This window comes from Streptomyces sp. NPDC015220 (genome assembly GCF_043079345.1).
In the GTDB taxonomy this organism is placed as follows: domain Bacteria; phylum Actinomycetota; class Actinomycetes; order Streptomycetales; family Streptomycetaceae; genus Streptomyces.
The window spans coordinates 661,293-684,163 of record NZ_JBIBUK010000001.1 but is presented as its reverse complement, the minus strand read 5'-3'; the positions used below and the strand labels follow the sequence as shown (position 1 = coordinate 684,163).

Annotated in this window: 21 protein-coding genes; 9 read left to right on the top strand and 12 right to left on the bottom strand. The window is 72.7% G+C overall.

What is annotated here, in order from left to right; all coding sequences use genetic code 11:
- Positions 1-5: 5 nt before the first annotated feature.
- From ACF061_RS03345 to ACF061_RS03325, 5 genes are all read left to right on the top strand, one after another.
- Positions 6-911 (top strand): ribonuclease Z, encoded by a 906-nt coding sequence (locus ACF061_RS03345; RefSeq protein ID WP_392265078.1) that lies wholly within the window; start codon positions 6-8, stop codon positions 909-911.
- A 20-nt stretch (positions 912-931) separates the two neighbouring features.
- The gene (locus ACF061_RS03340) at positions 932-1,924 is read left to right on the top strand and encodes an adenosine deaminase (RefSeq protein ID WP_392265077.1); all 993 of its coding nucleotides are present in this window, start codon (positions 932-934) and stop codon (positions 1,922-1,924) included.
- 235 nt (positions 1,925-2,159) lie between these two features.
- Positions 2,160-3,449, top strand: coding sequence for a glucarate dehydratase family protein (locus tag ACF061_RS03335; protein WP_392265076.1), 1,290 nt, complete (start codon positions 2,160-2,162; stop codon positions 3,447-3,449).
- A gap of 331 nt (positions 3,450-3,780) precedes the next feature.
- Positions 3,781-4,899, top strand: coding sequence for a carbohydrate kinase family protein (locus ACF061_RS03330; RefSeq protein ID WP_392265386.1), 1,119 nt, complete (start codon positions 3,781-3,783; stop codon positions 4,897-4,899).
- 221 nt (positions 4,900-5,120) lie between these two features.
- Positions 5,121-7,223: a glycoside hydrolase family 31 protein gene (locus ACF061_RS03325; RefSeq protein ID WP_392265075.1), complete on the top strand. Its 2,103-nt coding sequence runs from the start codon at positions 5,121-5,123 to the stop codon at positions 7,221-7,223.
- 207 nt (positions 7,224-7,430) lie between these two features.
- On the opposite strand, the gene era is transcribed toward ACF061_RS03325, so the two are convergent.
- Complete coding sequence (era, locus tag ACF061_RS03320) at positions 7,431-8,384, bottom strand: GTPase Era (RefSeq protein WP_392265074.1); 954 nt, start codon at positions 8,382-8,384, stop codon at positions 7,431-7,433.
- A gap of 223 nt (positions 8,385-8,607) precedes the next feature.
- Between era and ACF061_RS03315 the strand changes: the two genes are divergently transcribed.
- Positions 8,608-8,946, top strand: coding sequence for a P-II family nitrogen regulator (locus ACF061_RS03315; RefSeq protein WP_392265073.1), 339 nt, complete (start codon positions 8,608-8,610; stop codon positions 8,944-8,946).
- 18 nt (positions 8,947-8,964) lie between these two features.
- On the opposite strand, the gene ACF061_RS03310 is transcribed toward ACF061_RS03315, so the two are convergent.
- Together ACF061_RS03310 and ACF061_RS03305 are read right to left on the bottom strand one after the other, a co-directional pair.
- A complete protein-coding gene (locus ACF061_RS03310) occupies positions 8,965-9,327 on the bottom strand; it encodes a cytidine deaminase (protein ID WP_392265072.1) in 363 nt (120 codons plus the stop codon).
- A 205-nt stretch (positions 9,328-9,532) separates the two neighbouring features.
- On the bottom strand, positions 9,533-10,411 hold the full coding sequence (locus ACF061_RS03305) for a helix-turn-helix transcriptional regulator (RefSeq protein ID WP_392265071.1): 879 nt from the start codon (positions 10,409-10,411) through the stop codon (positions 9,533-9,535).
- A gap of 92 nt (positions 10,412-10,503) precedes the next feature.
- Between ACF061_RS03305 and ACF061_RS03300 the strand changes: the two genes are divergently transcribed.
- Positions 10,504-11,958 (top strand): MFS transporter, encoded by a 1,455-nt coding sequence (locus ACF061_RS03300; RefSeq protein ID WP_392265070.1) that lies wholly within the window; start codon positions 10,504-10,506, stop codon positions 11,956-11,958.
- On the opposite strand, the gene ACF061_RS03295 is transcribed toward ACF061_RS03300, so the two are convergent.
- The 7 genes from ACF061_RS03295 to ACF061_RS03265 form a co-directional block, all read right to left on the bottom strand.
- Positions 11,920-12,279 (bottom strand): MmcQ/YjbR family DNA-binding protein, encoded by a 360-nt coding sequence (locus ACF061_RS03295; RefSeq protein WP_392265069.1) that lies wholly within the window; start codon positions 12,277-12,279, stop codon positions 11,920-11,922. The genes ACF061_RS03300 and ACF061_RS03295 overlap by 39 nt on opposite strands.
- The gene (locus ACF061_RS03290) at positions 12,276-13,586 is read right to left on the bottom strand and encodes a hemolysin family protein (RefSeq protein ID WP_392265068.1); all 1,311 of its coding nucleotides are present in this window, start codon (positions 13,584-13,586) and stop codon (positions 12,276-12,278) included. The genes ACF061_RS03295 and ACF061_RS03290 overlap by 4 nt, the downstream gene beginning before the upstream one ends.
- A gap of 7 nt (positions 13,587-13,593) precedes the next feature.
- On the bottom strand, positions 13,594-14,091 hold the full coding sequence (gene ybeY, locus ACF061_RS03285; RefSeq protein ID WP_392265067.1) for an rRNA maturation RNase YbeY: 498 nt from the start codon (positions 14,089-14,091) through the stop codon (positions 13,594-13,596).
- Positions 14,092-14,103: 12 nt separating this feature from the next.
- Positions 14,104-15,186 (bottom strand): PhoH family protein, encoded by a 1,083-nt coding sequence (locus ACF061_RS03280; protein WP_392265066.1) that lies wholly within the window; start codon positions 15,184-15,186, stop codon positions 14,104-14,106.
- 383 nt (positions 15,187-15,569) lie between these two features.
- On the bottom strand, positions 15,570-16,895 hold the full coding sequence (locus ACF061_RS03275; RefSeq protein WP_392265065.1) for a GH1 family beta-glucosidase: 1,326 nt from the start codon (positions 16,893-16,895) through the stop codon (positions 15,570-15,572).
- A 57-nt stretch (positions 16,896-16,952) separates the two neighbouring features.
- On the bottom strand, positions 16,953-17,219 hold the full coding sequence (locus ACF061_RS03270) for a protealysin inhibitor emfourin (protein ID WP_392265064.1): 267 nt from the start codon (positions 17,217-17,219) through the stop codon (positions 16,953-16,955).
- A 40-nt stretch (positions 17,220-17,259) separates the two neighbouring features.
- Positions 17,260-18,330 (bottom strand): M4 family metallopeptidase, encoded by a 1,071-nt coding sequence (locus tag ACF061_RS03265; protein WP_392265063.1) that lies wholly within the window; start codon positions 18,328-18,330, stop codon positions 17,260-17,262.
- A 359-nt stretch (positions 18,331-18,689) separates the two neighbouring features.
- On the opposite strand from ACF061_RS03265, the gene leuA reads away from it, so the two are divergent.
- A complete protein-coding gene (gene leuA / locus ACF061_RS03260) occupies positions 18,690-20,411 on the top strand; it encodes a 2-isopropylmalate synthase (protein ID WP_392265062.1) in 1,722 nt (573 codons plus the stop codon).
- Positions 20,412-20,594: 183 nt separating this feature from the next.
- Positions 20,595-21,293, top strand: coding sequence for a TerB family tellurite resistance protein (locus tag ACF061_RS03255; RefSeq protein WP_392265061.1), 699 nt, complete (start codon positions 20,595-20,597; stop codon positions 21,291-21,293).
- Between the two features lie 49 nt (positions 21,294-21,342).
- Here the strand turns inward: ACF061_RS03255 and ACF061_RS03250 are convergent, their stop codons facing one another.
- Positions 21,343-21,567, bottom strand: coding sequence for a hypothetical protein (locus ACF061_RS03250; protein WP_392265060.1), 225 nt, complete (start codon positions 21,565-21,567; stop codon positions 21,343-21,345).
- Between the two features lie 54 nt (positions 21,568-21,621).
- A complete protein-coding gene (locus ACF061_RS03245) occupies positions 21,622-22,560 on the bottom strand; it encodes a dihydrodipicolinate synthase family protein (RefSeq protein ID WP_392265059.1) in 939 nt (312 codons plus the stop codon).
- Between the last annotated feature and the right edge of the window lie 311 nt (positions 22,561-22,871).

The following is a 22,871-nucleotide window of genomic DNA, read 5'->3' as shown; positions in this document are numbered from 1 at the left end:
CTGCCGTGTCCGTCCGTGAACTCGTCGTCCTCGGCACCGCCAGCCAGGTCCCGACCCGGCACCGCAACCACAACGGCTACCTGCTGCGCTGGGACGGCGAGGGCATCCTGTTCGACCCCGGCGAGGGCACCCAGCGGCAGATGCTGCGCGCCGGGGTCGCGGCGCACGACCTGAACCGGATCTGCGTCACCCACTTCCACGGCGACCACTCGCTGGGTCTGGCCGGCGTGATCCAGCGGATCAACCTGGACCAGGTGCCGCACGAGATCACCGCGCACTACCCCCGCTCGGGCCAGCGCTTCTTCGACCGCCTGCGGTACGCCACCGCCTACCGCGAGACGGTCTCCCTGACCGAGGCCCCGGTCGCCGCCGACGGCGTGCTCGCGGAGAGCGGGGCCTACGCTCTGGAGGCCCGCCGCCTCTCGCACCCGGTCGAGTCCTACGGCTACCGGATCGTCGAGCCGGACGGGCGCCGGATGCTGCCCGACCGCCTCGCCGCCCACGGGATCAAGGGGCCGGACGTGGGCCGCGTCCAGCGGGAGGGAGCGCTGGACGGGATCCCGCTGGAGGCCGTCAGCGAGGTGCGGCGCGGGCAGCGGTTCGCCTTCGTCATGGACACCCGGCTGTGCGACGGGGTGCACGCCCTCGCCGAGGGCTGCGACCTGCTGGTGATCGAGTCGACCTTCCTGGACGACGACGAGGAACTGGCCGTCGAGCACGGACACCTGACCGCCGGCCAGGCGGCCCGGGTGGCGCGGGAGGCCGGCGTACGGCACCTCGTCCTCACCCACTTCAGCCAGCGCTACACCGATCCGGACGAGTTCGAGCGGCAGGCGCGGGCGGCCGGGTTCGAGGGCGAGCTGACCGTGGCGCACGACCTGCTGCGGGTCCCGGTTCCGAAACGTCGGTGAACAGGCCGTACCATTCTCTGATGCCCCTGCCCAAAGCCGAACTGCACCTCCACATCGAAGGCACCCTGGAGCCCGAGCTCGCGTTCGAGCTGGCCGCGCGCAACGGCGTCGAGCTGCCGTACGCGGACACCGACGAGCTCCGCGAGGCGTACCGGTTCGAGGACCTGCAGTCCTTCCTGAACCTGTACTACGAACTCATGGCCGTCCTGCGCACCGAGCAGGACTTCCAGGACCTCGCCGACGCCTACCTCGCCCGGGCCGCCGCGCAGGGCGTGCGGCACGCGGAGATCTTCTTCGACCCGCAGGCCCACCTCTGTCGCGGCGTGGAGATGGGCACGGTCGTCGAGGGCCTGTGGCGGGCGCTGGGCCGCAGCGAGGAGAACCACGGCGTCTCCACCCAGCTGATCATGTGCTTCCTGCGCGACGAGTCCGCCGAGTCGGCGATGGAGACGCTCCGGGCCGCCCGGCCGTACCTCGACCGGATCGTGGGCGTCGGCCTGGACTCCGCCGAGGTCGGGCACCCGCCGGTGAAGTTCCGCGAGGTCTACGAGGCCGCCGCCGCCCTCGGGCTGCGGCGCGTGGCGCACGCCGGCGAGGAGGGCCCGCCGGAGTACGTCGCCGAGGCCCTGGACGTGCTCGGCGTCGAACGGATCGACCACGGACTGCGCTGCATGGAGGATCCCGCGCTGGTCGACCGCCTCGTGCGCGACCGGATACCGCTGACCCTGTGCCCGCTGTCCAACGTCCGGCTGCGCACCGTCGACACCCTCGCCGACCACCCGCTGCCCGCCATGCTGGACGCCGGCCTGCTGTGCACGGTCAACTCCGACGACCCGGCCTACTTCGGCGGCTACGCCGGCGACAACTTCGACGCGGTCCGGCGCGGCCTCGGCCTGACCGAGGACCGGCTGCGCGAGCTGGCCCGCAACTCCTTCCTCGCCTCCTTCCTGGAGCACGACGAGGAGCGCCGGCAGCGCTACCTGGCCGAGGTGGCTGCGTACCGGTTCTCGTAGTCGCCCCCCTCGCTCATCAGGGCGCGCCCGGCACCGGCGGGGCGCGCCCTGACGCGTTGCCGGGCGCGGTCGTCGCGTCGGCGGGGAGCCGGACGTGCGGTGACGCCGGCAGCCGGCAGCCGATCCATTGACGGCCGTGGGGCGCCTCTCTAGGCTCGATTCTTATACATGGCAAGCGTTCTCATACATGAACTCTCTCGCCGCCCGCCGGACCCGAGCCCGTAGGAGCCGCCCCGTGACCCGCGACCTCGCCATCACCGAGGTACGGCTGACGCCGATCCTGGTCGCCGACCCGCCGCTGCTGAACACACAGGGCGTCCACCAGCCGTACACGCCCCGCCTGATCGTGGAGGTGGTGACGGCCGACGGGACGACCGGGCTGGGCGAGACCTACGGGGACGCCAAGTACCTGGAGCCGGCCCGTCTGCTCGCCGAACGGCTCGTCGGCCGTTCGGTCAGCGACCTGAACGGCCTGCTCGCGCTCGATGTCGCCGTGGACGCGGCCCGGGTCGAGGACGCCGTCGACGTCGGAGGGCTGCGCGGCGTCCAGACCGCCGACAAGCTGCGCCTGTCCGTCGTCTCCGCGTTCGAGGTCGCCTGCCTCGACGCGCTCGGCAAGGCGGTCGGCCTGCCCGTGCACGCCCTGCTCGGCGGCAAGGTGCGGGACGCCGTCGAGTACAGCGCCTACCTCTTCTACAAGTGGGCCGGCCATCCCGCCGGTGTGCCGAGCGAGCCGGACGACTGGGGCGCGGCCCTCGATCCGGCGGGAGTGGTGGAACAGGCGCGCAGGTTCAAGGAGCTCCACGGCTTCACCTCCTTCAAGCTCAAGGGCGGTGTCTTCCCGCCGGAACAGGAGACGGCCGCCGTCCGGGCGCTGGCCGAGGCGTTCCCGGGACACCCGCTGCGGCTCGACCCCAACGGCGCCTGGTCGGTGGAGACCTCGGTGCGCGTCGCCCGGGAACTCGGCGACGTCCTGGAGTACCTGGAGGATCCCGCGCTGGGCACCTCGGCCATGGCCGAGGTGGCCGCGCGGACCGAGGTGCCGCTGGCCACCAACATGTGCGTGACGACCTTCGGCGAGATCGAGGAGGCGTTCACCAGGGGCGCGGTCCAGGTGGTGCTCTGCGACCACCACTACTGGGGCGGTCTGCGCAGCACCCAGCACCTGGCGGCCCTGTGCGACGCCTTCGGCGTCGGCGTGTCCATGCACTCCAACACCCATCTGGGCATCAGTCTGGCCGCGATGACCCACGTGGCGGCCACCGTCGAGAACCTCCACCACGCCTGTGACAGCCACTACCCCTGGCAGTCGGAGGACGTCCTGACCGAACGCCTCGCCTTCGACGCCGGGCGGGTCGCCGTCCCGGACGCACCCGGCCTCGGAGTCGAACTCGACCGGGACGAACTGGCGCGCCTGCACCGCCGCTGGCTGGAGGACGACGGCACGCTCCGGGACCGCGACGACGCGGCGGCGATGCGGGTCGCCGAGCCGGGATGGGTCACGCCCGCGACGCCCCGCTGGTAGCCGCCGGCCGAACGGCCTCTTGGACGGGAGTGCCGACGCGCCGTCGGTGCTCTGGTGCACACTGTCCTGATCCGCAACACGCAGGGAGCGCACCGTGGCCGCGTCCAACACGTCCGCCGGAGAGGGACCGGAGTACCCGCACGACCGGGAGCACCCGACCGACCGGGACCGGGAGCACCCGCGGGGGCAGGAGCACCCGCGGGACGAGGAGTCCGCGCGGGAGCGGCAGCGCCCGCGGGGCCGGCAACACCCGCGGGAGTCCGAACCGCGGGAGGAAGGCCCGCGGGACGACCCGCGGGACGGGGGCTACCCGCGTGACCGCGAGTACATCGTGGGGGCGCCGCACGCCCACCTCGGCCCCCAGGTCGACCCGCTGGCCGCCCTGCGCACCACGGGCGACCCGGCCTGCGACGTCTACCTCACCGGCACCGTCTTCCTCGACATCATCTTCACCGGGCTCGACTCCGCCCCGGTGCGCGGCACCGAGTCCTGGGCGCGCGGGATGGGGTCGAGTCCGGGAGGCGTGGCCAACATGGCGACCGCGCTGGCCCGCCTCGGTCTGCGCACCTCCCTGGCCGCGGCGTTCGGCGACGACCACTACGGCGAGTACTGCTGGGACGCGCTGGAGCAGGGCGAGGGCATCGACCTCTCCCCGTCCCGCACCGTCCCCGGCTGGCACTCCCCGGTCACCGTCTCCATGGCGTACGAGGGGGAGCGCACGATGGTCTCCCACGGCCACGAGCCGCCCCCGGAGGACCTGTTGGTCCAGGAGGTCGCCCCGCACTGCCTGCCCCGCGCGCGGGCCGCCGTGGCCTCCCTGACCCCCGGCCGGCCCGCCCCCTGGATCGCGGAGGCCGCCCGCAGGGGCACCCGCGTCTTCGGGGACGTCGGCTGGGACGACACCGGCGCCTGGGACCTGGCGGGCCTGACCGACCTGGAGCACTGCGAGGCGTTCCTGCCCAACGCGCAGGAGGCGATGCGCTACACGCGCACCGACTGCCCGCGCACCGCCGCGCACGCGCTCACCGAGTTCGTGCCGGTCGCGGTCGTCACCCTCGGCGCGGAGGGCGCCTACGCGGTCGACCGGCGCACCGGGGAGAGCGCCGAGGTGCCCGCCATCGCGGTGGAGGCGCTGGACCCCACCGGAGCGGGCGACGTCTTCGTGGCCGGCTTCGTCACCGGCACGCTGGCCGGCTGGCCGCTGGCCGACCGCCTCGCCTTCGCCGGTCTCACCGCCGCGCTGTCCGTGCAGGAGTTCGGAGGCTCGCTCTCGGCGCCCGGCTGGTCGGAGATCGCGGCCTGGTGGCGCCGCGTGCAGTCGGTGGCCGGACAGGACCCGGCGGCGCTGCGGCGGTACGCCTTCCTGGACGCTCTGGTGCCGGAGGCGTGCGTCGAGCCGTGGCCGCGCCGCAGGGCCGTACCCACCATCGGTTTCGGCAGGTCGGCGTGAGGCGGAGCCGTGCCCGCCGGACCGGCGGGCTCCCGTCGCCCATACCCGGCCGGCCGGAGCCCGTATCCAAGGTCGCCATTGACAGATGACGTTTGCTGCTCGATCATCGGCGAAATCAAGCACGACATTGCACCGGTACCGGTGCGGTACCGCACGGGCTCCCGCACTTCCTGACCCATGAATCCCTCCTGACCGGCTCCCTCCGTCGAAGGACATGCGTCGTGCGCAGACCAGCACGCAGAACCGGAGTGCTCCTCGCCGCCCTCGCCCTCCCCCTGACCCTCGCCGCGACACCGCACCAGGCGCGGGCGCGGGTGCCGGTGTCCGCCGAGGCCGCTCCGGCCCCCCGCCTCACCCATTCCCCGGACGGACTCACCCTGACCGTCCCGCCCGGCCGCACCACCCCCGGCTACCGCCTGAGGGTGACGACCGGTCGACTCGCCCTCACCACGAGCCGTTCGGGCGCCACGGTCCTGGCCACCCCCGCGGGCGGCGACACCGGCGCCCTGCGCTTCCGCGCCGCGGGCACCTGGCAGCACGCCACCCGCGTCACCGGCTGGACCTGGAAGAAGGGCACGCTCGCCCTCACCGCCGCCACGACCGCGCCCGGCGCCACGGTCGAGGCCCGGATCACCCCGGCCGCCGACCGCTACCAGCTCGACTGGCAGGTCAAGGGGACCGTGCCCGAGCGCCTGGGCCTGGCCTATGACCTGAAGTCCGCGGGCCACTGGTACGGTCACGGCGAGGCGCAGACCCCGGACGGCGGCCCGGGCACCGCCCAGCCGTGGCCGCTGGACAGCGGACAGGTCGTCCACCCCGGCTTCGGCCCGGCGTCCTACTACATGATCGATCCGTTCTGGTACACCTCGCGCGCGACCGGTCTGCGGGTGGACACCGGCCAGGTCATGGACGTGGCGATCAACCGGAACGGCGACGGTCTCGGCCGCTTCGACGTCGACGCCACCGCGGCGGCCCCCTACCGGGCGACCGTCTTCGTGGAGTCCGCGCCCCTGGACGTCTACCGCGACTACGTGGGCATCGTCGGCACACCGGCGAAGACCGACGCCTCCTACCGCCAGTACGCCGAACCGGTGTGGAACTCCTGGGCGCAGTTCTACACCCACATCGACCAGGCGAAACTCCTCGGTTACGCCCAGGACCTGCACGACGCGGGCGTCACCGGCCACGCCCTCCAGCTCGACGACAAGTGGGAGTCGGACTACGGGAACATGACCTTCGACGCGAAGGCGTACCCCGACCCCGCGGCCATGTCCCGCCAGATCCACGACCTGGGCTTCGACTTCGGCCTCTGGGTCACCCTGTGGATCAACCTCGACTCCGACCAGTACCGGTACGCCGCCGACCACGGGTACCTGCTCAAGGACGCGGCCGACACCGCCAAGCCCTGCACGGTCACCTGGTGGAACGGCACCGCGGGCATCGTCGACCTCGGCAACCCGGACGCGAAGGCGTGGTACGAGGGCCGCCTCAAGACCCTCATGAGCGCCTACGACGTCGACGGCCTGAAGTTCGACACCCGCTTCTTCGACGACAAGTGCGCCCCCCACGAGGGCTACACGCCCACCGACTACCAACGGCTCGGCGCCGGACTGGCCGACGGCTACGACCTCCAGGGCGTCGGCATCCGCGTCCACTGGGACACCGCCGCCCACCGGGCGGGGTTCGTCACCCGCCAGGTCGACAAGGGCACCGGCTGGAACTCCCTGCGCGCCTCCGTCGCCCAGAACCTGGCCATCTCCACGATCGGCTACCCGTTCGTCACCACCGACATGATCGGCGGTTCCAGCGGCCAGCCGGCCCCGAGCAAGCAGGTCCTGATCCGCTGGGCGCAGTCGGCGTCCCTGATGCCCCTGATGTACGCCTCCACGTCCCCGGTGGACACGAACGACCCGAGGACGGGCGGCAAGGTGGTGTACGACGAGGAGACGATCGCCCTCTACCGCCAGGCCATCGCCCGCCACGGCCGCCTCGCCCCGTACATCTGGGACCAGGTCCAGCAGACCCTGAGGACCGGCGATCCGATCATGCGCCCGCTCTTCTTCGACTTCCCCGAGGACGCGCCCGCCTACACGACCGCCGACGAGTGGATGCTCGGCCCGGCCGTCCTGGCCGCGCCCCAACTCGCCGACGCCACGGCCAGGGACGTCCACCTCCCGCCGGGCTCCTGGTACGACGTGGCCCACGGCCGGACCGTCCGCGGCGGAACGACCCTCAGGGCCTACGCCACGCCCCTGGGCACCACACCCGTCTTCGTGAGAGTCGGCGCGAAGGGGGCGGAGAAGGCCCTGCGGGCACTGCGCTGAGGAGGCCGCGGGCGAAGAGGACCGCAGGCCCCCCGGACGCGGCGGCCTGCGCGCCGGGGCCGTCCCACGGCGCCTTCGGGACGGCCCGCGCCATCCGGGCGTGTGGTCCGCGTCCTCTCCGGGGCGGGGCGGGGCCGCGCGGCGCCGGGATGGAGCCCCGGAGGGAACTCCGCCACCCGGACGGACGGGCGGCCGGACGGGGCCCGCTCAGAACCCCAGCCGCCGCAGCTGCTTCGGGTCCCGCTGCCAGTCCTTGGCCACCTTCACGTGCAGGTCCAGGAAGACCGGCGTGCCCAGCAGCGCCTCGATCTGCTTGCGGGACTTGATGCCGACCTCCTTCAGGCGCTTGCCCTTGGGGCCGATGATGATGCCCTTCTGGCTCGGCCGCTCGATGAAGACGTTCGCGTGGATGTCCAGCAGCGGCTTGTCCGCGGGGCGGTCCTCGCGCGGCAGCATCTCCTCGACCACCACCGCGATGGAGTGCGGCAACTCGTCGCGCACGCCCTCCAGGGCCGCCTCGCGGATGAGTTCCGCGATCATGACCTGCTCGGGCTCGTCGGTGAGGTCGCCTTCGGGATAGAGGGCCGGCCCCTCGGGCAGCATCGGGATCAGCAGGTCCGCCAGCAGGTCGACCTGCTTGTTCGCGGTCGCCGACACCGGGACGATCTGCGCCCAGTCGATGCCCAGCTCCCTGCCCAGCTGGTCGATCGCGATGAGCTGCTCGGCCAGGGCCTTGGAGTCGACGAGGTCGGTCTTGGTGACGATGGCGACCTTCGGGGACTTCTTGATCCCCGCCAGTTCCTTGGCGATGAAGCGGTCGCCGGGACCGATCTTCTCGTTCGCCGGCAGACAGAAGCCGATCACGTCGACCTCCGCCCACGTCGTGCGCACCACGTCGTTGAGCCGCTCGCCCAACAGCGTGCGCGGCTTGTGCAGACCCGGGGTGTCCACCAGGATCAGCTGCGCCTCCTCCCGGTGCACGATGCCCCGCACGGTGTGCCGCGTGGTCTGCGGCTGGTTGGCGGTGATCGCCACCTTCTGCCCGACCAGAGCGTTCGTGAGGGTGGACTTGCCCGCGTTGGGACGGCCCACGAAGCAGGCGAAGCCGGCGCGGTGGACGGACTCGGCCGGCTGCTCGGATGACTGGGTACGAACGCTCATGGCGCCCATTGTCCCTGATCGACGAGGCCGCCACGCACGCCCGCGGCCCCACCCGGTCCCGGTGGGGCGCCGCAGACCCCCGCGCGACACGAAACGTCACGGAAACACACCCGTACGCGACAGGAAACGCGCACCGGTGACCCTCTCACCGGGTCCTGGGGCACGGCGTCCCGGTCGGCGCGCCCTGCGTCCACTCTCGCGCCCGGAAGGACAATTGCCAGGCATGAAGCTCATCACCGCGATCATCAAGCCGCACCGCCTCGACGAGGTGAGGACCGCGCTCCAGGAGATGGGGGTGGACGGTCTGACCGTGACCGAGGCGAGCGGCTACGGCCGGCAGCGCGGCCACACGGAGGTGTACCGCGGCGCCGAGTACCGGGTCGATCTCGTGCCCAAGGTCAGGATCGACATGGTCGTCGAGGACGCCGACGCCGAGGCCGTCATCGACGCCGTGGTGCGGGCCGCGCGGACCGGGAAGATCGGCGACGGCAAGGTGTGGGCCGTGCCCGTCGAGACGGTCGTACGGGTCCGCACGGGCGAGCGCGGCCCCGACGCGCTCTGAGGCGCCGGGGCCCCGGTCCTACTCGGCGGGTCCGGCCGGCTCCGTCAGCCGGACCGTGCCGTCCGGGCCGGCCAGCAGCACCGGCGTCGACGGGCCGCCCAGGTCGCCCACCGCGGCCCGGTCCTCGGGCGCGACGCCCTCCGCCTCGCTGACCACGGCAGCCGCCTCCAGCGACTTCGCGCCGGAGGCCACCGCCATCGCCACCGCAGTCTGCAGGGCGCTCAGCTTCAGCGAGGCCAGGTGCACCGACCCGGCGGCGTAGGTGCGGCCGGTCTCGTCGCGTACGGCCGCGCCCTCCGGCACGCCGTTGCGGGCCCGCACCGAGCGGGCCAGGGTGACGATCTTGCGGTCCTCGGGATCGAGCCCGTTGCTGTCGGTCATGATCCGAGCATACGGAGCCGCGCCGACGGCCAACCACCCCGAGCCGCACCGGAGGCCAACCACCCGAGCCGCACCGGCGCCCGCCCGGCCCGCGCCGCCACGACCGCGTGCCCCGCCGGGCTGCCGCCCCGCCGCGCTCACCGCGCCGCCGGGCCCGCCCCGCCGCCCGATGCGCTGTGCCGCCGGGCTCGCCCCGCCGCCCGGCTCACCCGGCCAGCGGGTACATCGTCCCGCGCCGTCCCTCCGGCGAGGCCAGCCACTCCAGCTTCGCCGCGGTGTTCGCCTCGTCCAGCGGCGTGTGCAGCACGATCGTCAGATCGGGCCGGGCCGGCACCCGCATCGCCGTCGACTCCACGCACAGCAGCCCCACCAGCGGATGGTGCAGCTCCTTGCGGATCTGCCCGGGCTCCTCGATGTCCCGCTCCTCCCACATGGCCGTGAACTCCTCGCTGGCCTCGGCGACCTGGGCCAGCACCGCCTGGTAGCCCTGGTCGTCGGGGCGGGCGGCGCACGCGGCGCGGAACTGCGCGACGACGGTGCGCGCGTTGCGCTCCCAGCTCTTGGAACGCGAGCGGTACAGCGGGTCGGTGAAGAAATCGACGAGGCAGTTCTGCGTGCCGTCCGGCCGCATGCCCAGCACCACCGCGGCGGCGTCGTTGTACAACACGCAGTTGTAGTACATGTCCATGATGTGCGCCGGATACGGCATCCAGGTGTCGATCAGCCGCCGCAGCCCCTCGCACATGTCCCGCCTGTCCGGCGCCACCTCCGGGGCGGGCGGATTCAGCCCGGCCAGCACGTACAGATGGCGGCGCTCGGTGTTGTCCAGCCGCAGCACCCGGGCCACGGAGTCCAGGACCTGCGGCGAGACGGAGATGTCCCGGCCCTGCTCCAGCCACTGGTACCAGGAGACGCCCACCCCGGCGAGGACCGCCACCTCCTCGCGCCGCAGCCCGGGCGTGCGGCGCCGGGGCCCGCCCGCGGGCAGCCCCGCCTCGGCCGGGCTCACCCGGGCCCGCCTGCTCATCAGGAACTCGCGCAGTTCGCGCAGCCGATGACTCTTGAACGCGTCCGCCTCGGGCACGTACGGATCCCCCCTCGCACTGTCTGGTGGTGCCACCACCACCATAAATCGCGACTCCCCACGCCTGTTCCGGCCGGACGAAGCTCTACGCCATGGCGATCGACACCACCACCTCACCCACCACCGTCCCCGTCCGGGAACCGCTCGACGACCCTCGGCTGTCGACGCGCGACAGACTGGTCCTCTTCGTCCTGTGCGCGGCCCAGTTCATGGTCGCCCTGGACTTCTCCGTACTCAACGTGGCCCTGCCCGAACTCGGCACCGACCTCGGCATGAGCCGGTCCGCGCTGCAGTGGGCGGTCACCGCGTTCGCGCTCCCGTCCGGTGGCTTCCTGCTGCTGTTCGGCCGCATCGGCGACCTGTACGGCCGCCGGAAGCTGTTCCTGGCCGGTCTCGCCCTGTTCGGCGCCGCCTCGCTGCTGGCCACCCTCGCCTGGGACCCGGCGTCCTTCCTGGCCGGCCGGGCCCTGCAGGGCCTGGGCGCGGCGGCGATCGTGCCGACCGGCATGTCCCTGCTGACCACCACCTTCCCCGAGGGACCGGCCCGGGACCGCGCCCTCGGCATCTCCGGCACGCTGCTGTCGCTGGGCTTCACCGTCGGCATGGTCGCCGGCGGCGTCCTCACCGACGCCTTCGGCTGGCGTTCCACGATGGCCCTGCTGACCGTGTTCGCGCTGACCGTGCTGCCGCTCGCGCCCGGCCTGCTGCCGGAGTCACGCACCCCCGAGCGCCCCCGGCTGGACGTGCCCGGCGCGGTCACCGTCACCGCCGGTCTGCTCTCGCTGATCTACGCCCTGTCCACCGCCGCCGACCAGGGCTTCGGCCGTGCCGACGTCGTCGTCGCGCTGGTCGCCGGGCTCGCCCTGCTCACCGCCTTCGCGGTCGTCGAGTCCCGCAGCCAGGCGCCGCTGGTCTCGCTGCCGATGCTGCGCCGCCGCACGGTCGCCTGGGGCAACGTGGGCGGTCTGGTCACCTTCTCGATGATGTCGACGGTCGTCTTCGTCCTGACCCTGTACCTCCAGGAGGTCCTGCGCCTGTCGGCCTTCGAGACCGGCCTGGTCTTCGGCGTGCAGGGCGTGCTGTCGGCCGTCGCCGGCTCCCGTGCCGCGAAGGTGATCGGCCGCTTCGGCGCCCGCCGCACCCTGGTCGGCTCGCTGGCCGGACAGGGCGCGCTGGTCGCGGCGCTGCTCGGCCTGGGCACCCACACCTGGTCGGTCTGGCTGGCCACCGCCGCCGTGTCGCTGGCCAGCATGTGCCACCTCGGCGCGATCATCTCCTACGGCGTCACGGTCACCTCCGGTGTGCCCGACGAGGAGCAGGGCCTGGCCACCGGCCTGGTCACCTCCACCCAGCAGGTCGGCATCACGGTCGGCATCCCGCTGCTGGGCGTGCTGGCCACCACCTCCGACGACCTGCTGTCCGGCGTGCGCACCGTGCTCGCCCTGGACACGGTGATCGTCCTCGCGGCGGCCGTCCTGGTCGGACTGGGCCTGCGCGGCCGCCCGGCCTCAGGGACGGTCGAGGCGGAGCCGGTCGGCACGCGGTAGACCGGCCACCACCAGGTCGTACGAGTCCTCGACGAGCTCCCGGACCAGCCGGTCCGGGAGCTGCGCGTCGACCGTCACCGTGTTCCAGTGACGCTTGTTCATGTGCCAGCCGGGGACGATCAGCCCCGGGTGCTCGCCGCGCAGCCGGACCGCGTTCTCCGGCTCGCACTTGAGGTTCACCCTCAGCGGCCGCGCGTCGAGCGCCGACAGGGCGAAGAGCTTGCCCCGCACCTTGAAGACGGAGGTCTCCGGGTTGAAGGGGAAGTCCTCCACGGCGGCGTCGAAGGACAGGCACAGGGCGCGCAGCTCCCGGGGCGTCACTCGGGCTTCTCCCCGTCCTTCCCGTTCCCGCCGTGTTCCCCGGCCGGTTCCACCAGCACCGTCACGACCTTGTTCCGGCGGCCGGACGCGGCCTCCGCGGTCAGCCGCAGCGCCCGGTCGTCCGGCAGCTCGACGACGGCCGACGCCCCGGCGATGGGCACCCGGCCCAGCGCCTTGGCGAGCAGTCCGCCGACCGTCTCCACGTCCTCGTCGTCGTACTCCTCCAGGCCGTACAGCTCGCCCAGGTCGGTGATGTCGAGGCGGGCGGTGACGCGGTAGCGGTCCTCGCCCAGCTCCTCCACGGGCGGCAGCTCCCGGTCGTACTCGTCGGTGATCTCGCCGACGATCTCCTCGAGGATGTCCTCGATGGTGACGATGCCGGCCGTGCCGCCGTACTCGTCGATGACCACGGCGACGTGGTTGCGCTCCTTCTGCATCTCCCGCAGCAGGTCGCCGGCGTTCTTGGTGTCCGGCACGAACACGGCCGGGCGCATCGCCGTGGACACCAGGTCGCCCTCCGCGTCCCGGCTGACGTGCGTACGTCGGGCCAGGTCCTTCAGGTACACGATCCCGACCACGTCGTCCTCGCTCTCGCCGGTGACCGGTATACGCGAGAAACCCGAGCGCAGCGCCAGCGTGAGGGCCTGGCGGATGGTCTTGAACCGCTCGATGACGACGAGGTCGGTGCGCGGCACCATGACCTCCCGGACCAGGGTGTCGCCCAGCTCGAAGACCGAGTGCACCATCCGGCGCTCCTCGTCCTCGATCAGCGACTCGCGCTCGGCCAGGTCGACCAGCGCGCGCAGCTCCGCCTCGGAGGCGAACGGGCCGCGGCGGAAGCCCTTGCCGGGGGTGAGCGCGTTGCCGATGAGGATCAGCAGCGACGGGATCGGCCCCATGACCCGGGCGAGCGGCACCAGGACGTACGCCGCCACGGTCGCCGTGTTCAGCGGATGCTGCCGCCCGATGGTGCGCGGGGAGACGCCGACGGCGACGTAGGAGACGAGCACCATGACCGCGATGGCGACCACCAGCGCCTCGGCGGTGACCGGGAACGCCTCCAGACAGGCGTACGTGACCAGGGCGGCCGCCGCCATCTCGCACGTGACGCGCACCAGCAGCGCCACGTTGAGATAGCGGGTCGGGTCCGCCGCGACCTTGGCGAGCCTGGTGGCGCCCCGGCGGCCGGACTTCACGGCCTCCTCGGCGCGGAAGCCGGAGACGCGCGCCAGACCCGCCTCCGCGCAGGCGGCGAGCCATGCGACGACGACCAGGGCGACCGCGCCGACGACGATCTGAGGACTCATCGGCGGATCACGAGACGGTGGGGGCCGGGGACGGGCCGGTCAGGCCCCGCTCGGCACGCCAGCCGTCCACGATCGCGGCCTGGAGGCCGAACATCTCGGCCTTCTCGTCCGGCTCCTCGTGGTCGTAACCGAGGAGGTGCAGCACGCCGTGCACGGTGAGCAGCTGCAGCTCCTCGTCCATGGAGTGCCGCGTCGGGGCCTCGGACCCCTGCTTCGCGGCGACCTCCGGGCAGAGCACGATGTCGCCGAGCAGGCCCTGCGGGGGCTCGTCGTCGTCCTTGCTCGGCGGCCGCAGCTCGTCCATCGGGAAGGACATGACATCCGTCGGCCCGGGCAGGTCCATCCACTGGATGTGCAGCTGCTCCATGGCGTCGGCGTCCACGACGATCACCGAGAGCTCGGAGAGCGGGTGGATGCGCATCCGCGCGAGTGCGTAGCGGGCGACGTCGAGGATCGCCTGCTCGTCGACCTCGGTTCCGGACTCGTTGTTGACGTCGATCGACATGGTCGTGCTGGTCTACTTCCCCTTGTGCCCGTGCCCGGCGGTCCTGGGACGGCCGCCCCTGGGGGCGCCGCCGTTCTCGGTGCCGTGGTCGCTGTCGTACTTCTCGTACGCGTCGACGATACGGCCCACCAGCTTGTGCCGTACGACGTCCTGCGACGACAGACGGGAGAAGTGGACGTCCTCGACCCCCTCCAGGATGTCCTGGACCTGGCGCAGACCGCTCTTCGTGCCGTTCGGCAGGTCGACCTGCGTCACGTCGCCCGTGATGACGATCTTCGAGTCGAAGCCGAGCCGGGTGAGGAACATCTTCATCTGCTCGGGGCTGGTGTTCTGGGCCTCGTCCAGGATGATGAAGGCGTCGTTGAGCGTCCGGCCGCGCATGTAGGCGAGCGGCGCGACCTCGATCGTCCCGGCGGCCATGAGCCGCGGGATGGAGTCCGGGTCGATCATGTCGTGCAGGGCGTCGTACAGCGGGCGCAGATAGGGGTCGATCTTCTCGTACAGGGTGCCCGGCAGGAAGCCGAGCCGCTCGCCGGCCTCGACCGCGGGGCGGGTCAGGATGATGCGGTTGACCTGCTTGGACTGCAGGGCCTGCACCGCCTTGGCCATCGCCAGATAGGTCTTGCCGGTGCCCGCGGGGCCGATGCCGAAGACGATCGTGTGCTTGTCGATCGCGTCGACGTACCGCTTCTGGTTGAGCGTCTTGGGGCGGATGGTGCGACCGCGCGAGGACAGGATGTTCTGCGTCAGGACCTCGGCCGGGGTCTCCTGGCCGTCGCCCTCCCCGTTCTCGCTCGCCTTGAGCATGGCGATCGAGCGTTCCACTGCGTCCTCCGTCATCGGCTGCCCGGTGCGGAGCACCAGCATCATCTCGTCGAACACGCGCTGGATGAGGGCGACGTCCGAGGGGTCGCCGACCGCGCTGATCTCGTTGCCCCGGACATGGATGTCGGCCCCCGGGAAGGCCTTCTCGATCACGCGCAGGAGGGAGTCGCCGGAACCCAGCACGGTCACCATGGGGTGCTGGGCGGGGACGGTGAACTGTGCTCTCGCCTGCCCCTGCGCGGGGGTGTTGGCTGCGGGTGTCTGAGTCATGGGCCGGCGCTGAAGGCCTGCGGTTCCTCCTCGTCACGGCCGCACAGCTGAGGGCGGCCTCGCGTTTCCCAGGGTACGACGCGGGAGTGACAACACCGTAGGACTTTTCACCGGGCACCGGCCGGGCGCCCCTGGGAGCGGCGCCGGGGAGCGGGGCGCCGGCGCGGAACCGGCAGGCCGCGGGGACGGGCGCCAGGACCCGGGCGGGGCCGGCGACCCGCGGGCCTCGTCCCGGCCCGCCCGTGCCCCCACTCCGGCTCGTGCCCCCACTCCGGCTCTGGCCCCCACTCCGGCTCGCGCCCCCGCGACAGGCCCGTGGCCGCGCGCCGGCCCGTGCCCCCGCGCCGGCCCGGCGAGCGCCGCCGCCGGCCCGGTGCGGGGTGTCAGTCCCGCTGCGCCCGCAGCACGTCCCGGAACCAGGCGTACGACGCCTTCGGCGTGCGCTTCAGGGTCTCGTGGTCCACGTGCACCAGACCGAACCGGCGCGCGTACCCCTCCGCCCACTCGAAGTTGTCCAGCAGCGACCACACGAAGTAGCCGCGCACGTCGACGCCCCGCGTCATCGCCCGGTGCAGGGCCCGGACGTGGCCGTCCAGGTAGGCGATGCGGTCCTGGTCGTCCAGGCCGTCGTAGGAGCAGCCGTTCTCGGTGATGACGACGGGCGGGAGCCTCTCGCCGTAGCGGTCGCGGAAACCGGTCAGCAGCTCGGTGAGCCCCTCGGGGACGACGGGCCAGCCGAAGTCCGTGACCGGGCGGCCCTCGATCTCCCGCACCGAGAAGGGCAGCTCGGCCGGCAGGGCGACGCCGCCGAACTCGGTCCCGGCGTCCTGCGGGGCGCCCACGCGGGTGGGGGCGTAGTAGTTGATCCCGTACCAGTCGATCGGCTCGGCGACGACCTTCAGGTCCGCCTCGACGTCGCCCGGCATCAGCTCGCCGATCCCCTCCGGGTACCGGCCGAGCAGCAGCGGCTCGGCGAACATCCGGTTCAGCAGCACGTCGTAGAGGTCGGCCGCCGCCAGGTCCGCCGGTTCCCGCGACGCCGGCCAGGTCGGGCCGTGCGAGTTGGCGATGCCGATGTCCGCCGCCCCGGCCGCGCGCAGCGCGCCGACCGCCAGGCCGTGGGCGAGGAGCTGGTGGTGGGCGACCGGGAGCGCGTCGAAGAGCAGTCGCCCGCCGGGGGCGTGCACCCCCAGCGCGTGGCCCAGCAGCGTGTGCTCGGCCGGTTCGTTGAGAGTGATCCACTTCGTCACGCGGTCGCCGAGGCGGCCGGCCACCACGGCCGCGTACTCGGCGAACCGCGCCGCCGTGTCCCGCTGAAGCCAGTCCAGTTCCGCCGGCAGGTCCCAGTGGAAGAGGGTGGGGACCGGACGTACGCCGGCCGCGCACAGCTCGTCCACCAGGCGGTCGTAGAAGTCCAGGCCGCCGGGGGAGTTCACCCGGGGCCAGGAGATCGAGAAGCGGTAGGCGTCCACGCCGAGGCCGGCCAGGAGCGCCACGTCCTCACCGTGGCGGTGGTAGTGGTCGCAGGCCACCGCCGCGGTGGAGCCGTCCTTGACCCGGCCCGGCCGGGCCGTGAACTCGTCCCACACGGACGGCGCGCGCTCGTCCGCCGCCCCCTCGATCTGGTGCGCCGAGGTGGACACGCCCCACAGGAAGCCGGCCGGGAACCGGGGGAGGGCCGTGCCCGGGTCGCCCGTGTCAGTCGCCATGCGCGGATCATCCGTACCCGCGGTAACGGAAGTCAACGCCCCTGCGCCGACGGATGGCTACGCGCCCTCCCGGAGCACCCGGGAGACGAGTCTGCGCTGTTCCTCGGTCAGCCGGGGATCCGCCGCGTACACCGTCCTGCCGTCCACGGTGATCTCGTAGCTGAACCCGTCCGGGACGCCGGCCGGGGGCGTGCCCCCGCCGGCGGCCAGTGCCTTCTCGGCCAGGGCCCGCCACTCGTGGTCGTCGGGCCGCCCCGAGGTGTCCACCTCGGCGCTCCGCTCGATGCCCGCGAACCCGCCCGTGCGCCTCACCTGAATTCGCATGGGTCCCTGTCTAGTACGCCGTCGCCGTGAATCACAGCCTCTACAGCGTCCGCACCCCGACCTGTTCCCAGGCCTTCTTCACGGCCTGGAGTTCGTCGCCGGCGCCGTAGCGTTCGCGGGCGGCCTTCACGGTGAGGGTCGCGAAGTCCGCGAAGAGCGCGTCCTCCTTGAGGTTTCCGCCGGTCAGCACGTCGTACCAGACCTGGCCCGCCTTCTCCCAGGCGTGCCCGCCGAGCGCGGTGGCGGCCAGGTAGAAGGCGTGGTTGGGGATGCCGGAGTTGATGTGGACGCCGCCGTTGTCGCTGCCGGTGCGGACGTAGTGGTCCATGGTGGCGGGCTGGGGATCCTTGCCGAGCACGTCGTCGTCGTAGGCCGTGCCGGGCGCCTTCATGGAGCGCAGCGCCTTCCCGGTGACGTGCGGGGCGAGCAGGCCCGCGCCGATCAGCCAGTCGGCCTCGGCGGCGGTCTGACCGAGCGTGTACTGCTTGATCAGCGAGCCGAAGACGTCGGAGAGCGACTCGTTGAGCGCGCCGGACTGGCCGTAGTACTCCAGGTTGGCGGTGTGCTGGGTGACGCCGTGGGTCAGCTCGTGGCCGATGACGTCCACCGGGATCGTGAAGTCGAGGAAGATCTCGCCGTCGCCGTCGCCGAACACCATCTGCTCGCCGTTCCAGAAGGCGTTGTTGTACTTCTCGTCGTAGTGCACGGTCGCGTCCAGCGGCAGGCCGCGGCCGTCGATGGAGTCGCGCCCGTACGCCTTCAGGTACAGCTCGAAGGTGGCGCCGAGGCCGGAGTAGGCGCGGTTGACGGTGGCGTCCCTGCCGGGCTGCTGCCCCTCGCCGCGCACCTTGCGTCCGGGCAGGTCGGTGCCGTGCCCGGCGTCGTAGACGGTGCGGTGCGGCTGCTCGGCCTGCTTGCCGGCGGGCGGGGCGACGGCCGTGGCGCCGACGACGGTGGTCAGGTGGCGGCGGGTGCGCTCCATGGCGTCGCGTTCCAGGGTGCGGCGCGCGGGGCCGGAGAGCGCGGGGTCCTCGTGCCGCGCGAGGCGGTCGAGGACGTGCGGCGGCACGATGGTGCAGAAGACGGGCTCGAAGCCCCCGTGGGTCGTCATGCCCGCACCATCGCACTGCGTTACTCCGATGTCACTACCCGCAACCATGATTGGTGAAAAACCAGGGCAAGGCGGTTGTGTCCTGGGTGCGAAGGGTAAGGGCGGTCGCACGACGTGACGTCGCACACGTTTCGTCCGTTTCGTCCCGCTGGTTTCGCATACTGGAACGGGCCCACGCGCCCGGCGCGGCTCGGCTAGGCTGCGGAGCATCATGCGTTTCGGGCTGCTTCTCCTTAGCTGCCGCGGCGAGGGCCTGTAGTCGAGGCCGACCCCCTCCCCGCGGAGTCTGGCGTTGCGCCGTCGGCCGTCCTTTCCGGCACCCGCGCCGTCAGCGGACTTCCCGAGGAGCCCACGCAACCATGGTCAATCGCCAGCAGCCCAGTTCCATGCCGATCCAGAAGTACGGCCGGTACGACCAGGTCGACATTCCCGACCGCACCTGGCCGCAGCAGCGGATCACCACCGCCCCCCGCTGGCTCTCCACCGATCTGCGCGACGGCAACCAGGCCCTGATCGACCCGATGTCGCCCGCCCGCAAGCGCGCGATGTTCGACCTGCTGGTGAAGCTGGGCTACAAGGAGATCGAGGTCGGCTTCCCGGCCTCCGGCCAGACCGACTACGACTTCGTGCGCTCCATCATCGAGGAGGAGGGCGCGATCCCGGACGACGTCACGATCTCCGTACTGACCCAGGCCCGCGAGGACCTGATCGAGCGGACCGTGGAGTCCCTGAAGGGCGCCAGGCGCGCCACCGTCCACCTCTACAACGCCACCGCGCCGGTCTTCCGCCGGGTCGTCTTCCGCGGCTCCAAGGACGACATCAAGCAGATCGCCGTCGACGGCACCCGCCTGGTGATGGAGTACGCCGAGAAGCTGCTGGGCCCGGAGACGGAATTCGGCTACCAGTACAGCCCCGAGATCTTCACCGACACCGAGCTGGACTTCGCGCTGGAGGTCTGCGAGGCGGTCATGGACGTCTGGCAGCCGGGCCCGGGCCGCGAGATCATCCTCAACCTGCCCGCCACCGTGGAGCGCTCGACGCCTTCCACGCACGCGGACCGCTTCGAGTGGATGCACCGCAACCTCTCCCGCCGCGAGCACGTCTGCCTGTCCGTCCACCCGCACAACGACCGCGGCACGGCGGTGGCGGCGGCCGAGCTGGCGCTGATGGCCGGTGCCGACCGCGTCGAGGGCTGCCTGTTCGGGCAGGGCGAGCGCACCGGCAACGTCGACCTGGTCACCCTGGGCATGAACCTGTTCTCGCAGGGCGTCGACCCGCAGATCGACTTCTCCGACATCGACGAGATCCGCCGTACGTGGGAGTACTGCAACCAGATGGAGGTCCACCCGCGCCACCCGTACGTGGGCGACCTGGTCTACACGTCCTTCTCAGGCTCCCACCAGGACGCCATCAAGAAGGGCTTCGACGCGATGGAGGCCGACGCGCGGGCCAAGGGCGTCACGGTCGACGACATCGAGTGGGCGGTGCCGTACCTGCCCATCGACCCCAAGGACGTCGGCCGCTCCTACGAGGCCGTCATCCGCGTCAACTCGCAGTCCGGCAAGGGCGGCATCGCCTACGTCCTGAAGAACGACCACAAGCTGGAACTGCCGCGCCGGATGCAGATCGAGTTCTCGAAGATCATCCAGGCGAAGACGGACGCCGAGGGCGGCGAGGTCACGCCGACCGAGATCTGGGCGGCCTTCCGGGACGAGTACCTGCCGAACCCGGAGAACCCCTGGGGGCGCATCCAGGTCAAGAACGGCCAGTCGACCACGGACACCGACGGCGTGGACGCGCTCACTGTCGAGGCCCAGGTGGACGGCGAGGACACCGTCCTGACCGGCTCGGGCAACGGCCCGATCTCGGCCTTCTTCGACGCCCTGCACTCCATCGGCGTCGACGTGCGCCTGCTGGACTACCAGGAGCACACGATGAGCGAGGGCGCCTCCGCGCTGGCCGCCTCGTACATCGAATGCGCGATCGAGGACAAGGTCCTGTGGGGGATCGGCATCGACGCGAACACGACACGTGCGTCCCTGAAGGCGGTCGTCTCGGCCGTCAACCGGGCCGCCCGCTGATCGCTCCGACCGGCACTTTCCGGGCCCCGGCCGCCGACACGGGCGGCCGGGGCCCGGTTCTTCGCGCGTCGGTTACCGGCCAGGTCACGGAAAGGTCTCGTCCGGGGTGCTGACTCAGCCTCACCGATGTGGCTAACATCACGCCAGCGCGGCGATGTTGCCGCGTGGTTACGGAGGTGCGACGTGCTGCCAGTACGGGGACGAGACGGCCGTGCCACCAGGCTTGCCCGGGTTCTGGGCACCCGTACCGCGTGGACACCCGTCGGCGACGGGGAGTTCTTCTGCCCGGGCTGCGGCGGCGACCGCAACTACCAGCGGCTGAGCGGCCGGCGGCGCTTCACCGTCCTCGGTGTGCCCGTGCTGCCGCGCGGCGGGGCCGGACCGGTCGTGCGGTGCGCCGCCTGCGGCGGCCACTTCGGCACCGAGACCCTGGACCATCCGACCACCACCCGCTTCTCCGCGATGCTCCGCGACGCCGTGCACACCGTCGCCCTCGCGGTGCTGTCCGCGGGCGGCACCGGCTCCCGCACGGCCCTGGAGACCGCGGCGGCCGGCGTCCGCGCGGCCGGCTTCGCCGACTGCACCGAGGAGCAGCTGGCAGCCCTGGTCGAGGCGCTGGCCGCGGACACCGGCCGGGTGTACGAGGACCAGCCGTGCACCACCGGCCTGGCCATAGAGCTGCACGAGGCCCTCGACCCGCTGGCCCCGCACCTCGCCTGCGCCGGCCGCGAGTCGATCCTCCTCCAGGGCGCCCGTATCGCGCTGGCCGACGGCCCCTACACCCCCGCCGAACGCGACGCCCTGGCCACCGTCGGCGCCGCCCTGACCATCTGCGCCGACGACGTGACCCGCCTGCTGGAGGCCGCCCGGACACCGTCCTGACACCGGCCCGCGGCGTCCGCCGCCGCGGGCCGTGCCGCGGCGCCGGGGCTCAGCGCCCGCGCTTCTCCCGCCACCGCCTCCCGGCCGTCCGGGCCCGCTCGTTCCAGTGGCCCCGCAGCCGTCCCCACAGCAGCGCGGCGGGCGCGGCGGCGAGCCCGACCAGCAGCGAGTGCCCCCACGACATGCCGCCGCGGCCGTAGCGGAACATCAGGACGAGGAACACGTACACGCACAGCAGCATCAACAGCGCCTTCAGCGGCTTCGGCAGGTACATGCGGTACGGCTACCCCGCTCCGGCGCGCGGACGACGGCCGCCGGTGCCGCGGCACTAGGCCAACCCCGCGGCGGCCAGGAACCCGCCGACCCGCGCCACCTCGCGCTCGGACAGCGGGATCTGCGGTTCCGCGGTCAGCGGGCAGTCGATGACGCCCCGCAGGTGCAGCGCCGCCTTGAACGCGCCCAGCGCGCTCGAGCCCGGCCCCATCCGGGCCGGGTCCGCGGCGCGGGTCATGCCGAACAGCGCGCACAGCCGCTCCTGCTCGGCCCGGGCGCCGTCCAGGTCGCCCGCCCGGGCCGAGCGGTACAGGCGTACGTAGCCGTGCGGGTCGACGTTGGCGAGGCCCGGCACCGCCCCGTCGGCCCCCAGGGCGAGGGCGGCGTCGACGAGCAGCTCCGAGCCGGTGAGCACGCTGAAGCCGGCGGCACCCGACCCGCCGCGCACCCCGGTGACGACTTCCCGGAATCCCGCCAGGTCGCCGCTGGAGTCCTTCAGCCCGGCCAGCACGCCCTCGGCGGCGAGCTCCAGGACGACCGGAGCGGGAAGCGGGGTGTGCACGGAGACCGGGATGTCGTAGGCCAGGACCGGGACCGCGCTGCCGGCCGCGACGCGCCGGAAGTGGCGGGAGATCTCCGCGGGGTGGGCGGTGCGGGCGTAGAAGGGCGCGGTGACGACGACGGCCTGGGCGCCGGCCGCCGTGACCGAGGCCACATGGTCCAGGACGCGGGCGGTGGTCATGTCGATCGCCCCGGCGAGGACCGGAAGCCGCCCGCCCAGGTGCCCCACGACCGTCTCCACCACCTGCCTGCGCTGCCGGTCCGTCAGGAACGCCGCCTCGGAGGTCGACCCCAGCACGAACAACCCGTGCACCCCGCCCGCCACCAGATGGTCCACCAGCCTGACCAGCGAGCCCACGTCCACCTCGCGCTCCGGCGTCAGCGGGGTGCACACGGGCGGGACGACACCGGTCAGCGGAACGGGGAAGGTCATGGCTGCTCCCTCGGGCGGCGACGCACGACACCCTGCCCCGTGCGGCCGCCGCGGCGGGCCCGGACACGCCGGGGCGGCCAGGGCCTCCCGTTCGGACCACGCCGGGCCCGCGGGGTCCGGCACCGCCGCGAGCCTCTGGGCAGGGGCCCCGGCCATGTCGTCCCCGGCCGTCATGGCTCCGCCCTGGCGCCCTCCTCCGCCGCCCCGCGGTGCCCCCGCACCGCCCGAACGGAGTGGGCGCTGCCCCGTCACCGGACACCGCTCCCCGGGCCGGCCCGGTCAGAACCGAAGCCCCGAGGCCGGCCGGGGTC

Bases quoted from the DNA above. Each gene is read 5' to 3' on its own strand.
- ACF061_RS03340 (WP_392265077.1), top strand. From the start codon at position 932: ATGCCCCTGCCCAAAGCCGAACTGCACCTCCACATCGAAGGCACCCTG.
- era (WP_392265074.1), bottom strand. From the start codon at position 8,384: ATGAGCGTTCGTACCCAGTCATCCGAGCAGCCGGCCGAGTCCGTCCAC.
- ACF061_RS03315 (WP_392265073.1), top strand. From the start codon at position 8,608: ATGAAGCTCATCACCGCGATCATCAAGCCGCACCGCCTCGACGAGGTG.
- ACF061_RS03310 (WP_392265072.1), bottom strand. From the start codon at position 9,327: ATGACCGACAGCAACGGGCTCGATCCCGAGGACCGCAAGATCGTCACC.
- ACF061_RS03300 (WP_392265070.1), top strand. From the start codon at position 10,504: ATGGCGATCGACACCACCACCTCACCCACCACCGTCCCCGTCCGGGAA.
- ACF061_RS03290 (WP_392265068.1), bottom strand. From the start codon at position 13,586: ATGAGTCCTCAGATCGTCGTCGGCGCGGTCGCCCTGGTCGTCGTCGCA.
- ybeY (WP_392265067.1), bottom strand. From the start codon at position 14,091: ATGTCGATCGACGTCAACAACGAGTCCGGAACCGAGGTCGACGAGCAG.
- ACF061_RS03280 (WP_392265066.1), bottom strand. From the start codon at position 15,186: ATGACTCAGACACCCGCAGCCAACACCCCCGCGCAGGGGCAGGCGAGA.
- ACF061_RS03275 (WP_392265065.1), bottom strand. From the start codon at position 16,895: ATGGCGACTGACACGGGCGACCCGGGCACGGCCCTCCCCCGGTTCCCG.
- ACF061_RS03270 (WP_392265064.1), bottom strand. From the start codon at position 17,219: ATGCGAATTCAGGTGAGGCGCACGGGCGGGTTCGCGGGCATCGAGCGG.
- ACF061_RS03265 (WP_392265063.1), bottom strand. From the start codon at position 18,330: ATGACGACCCACGGGGGCTTCGAGCCCGTCTTCTGCACCATCGTGCCG.
- leuA (WP_392265062.1), top strand. From the start codon at position 18,690: ATGGTCAATCGCCAGCAGCCCAGTTCCATGCCGATCCAGAAGTACGGC.
- ACF061_RS03250 (WP_392265060.1), bottom strand. From the start codon at position 21,567: ATGTACCTGCCGAAGCCGCTGAAGGCGCTGTTGATGCTGCTGTGCGTG.
- ACF061_RS03245 (WP_392265059.1), bottom strand. From the start codon at position 22,560: ATGACCTTCCCCGTTCCGCTGACCGGTGTCGTCCCGCCCGTGTGCACC.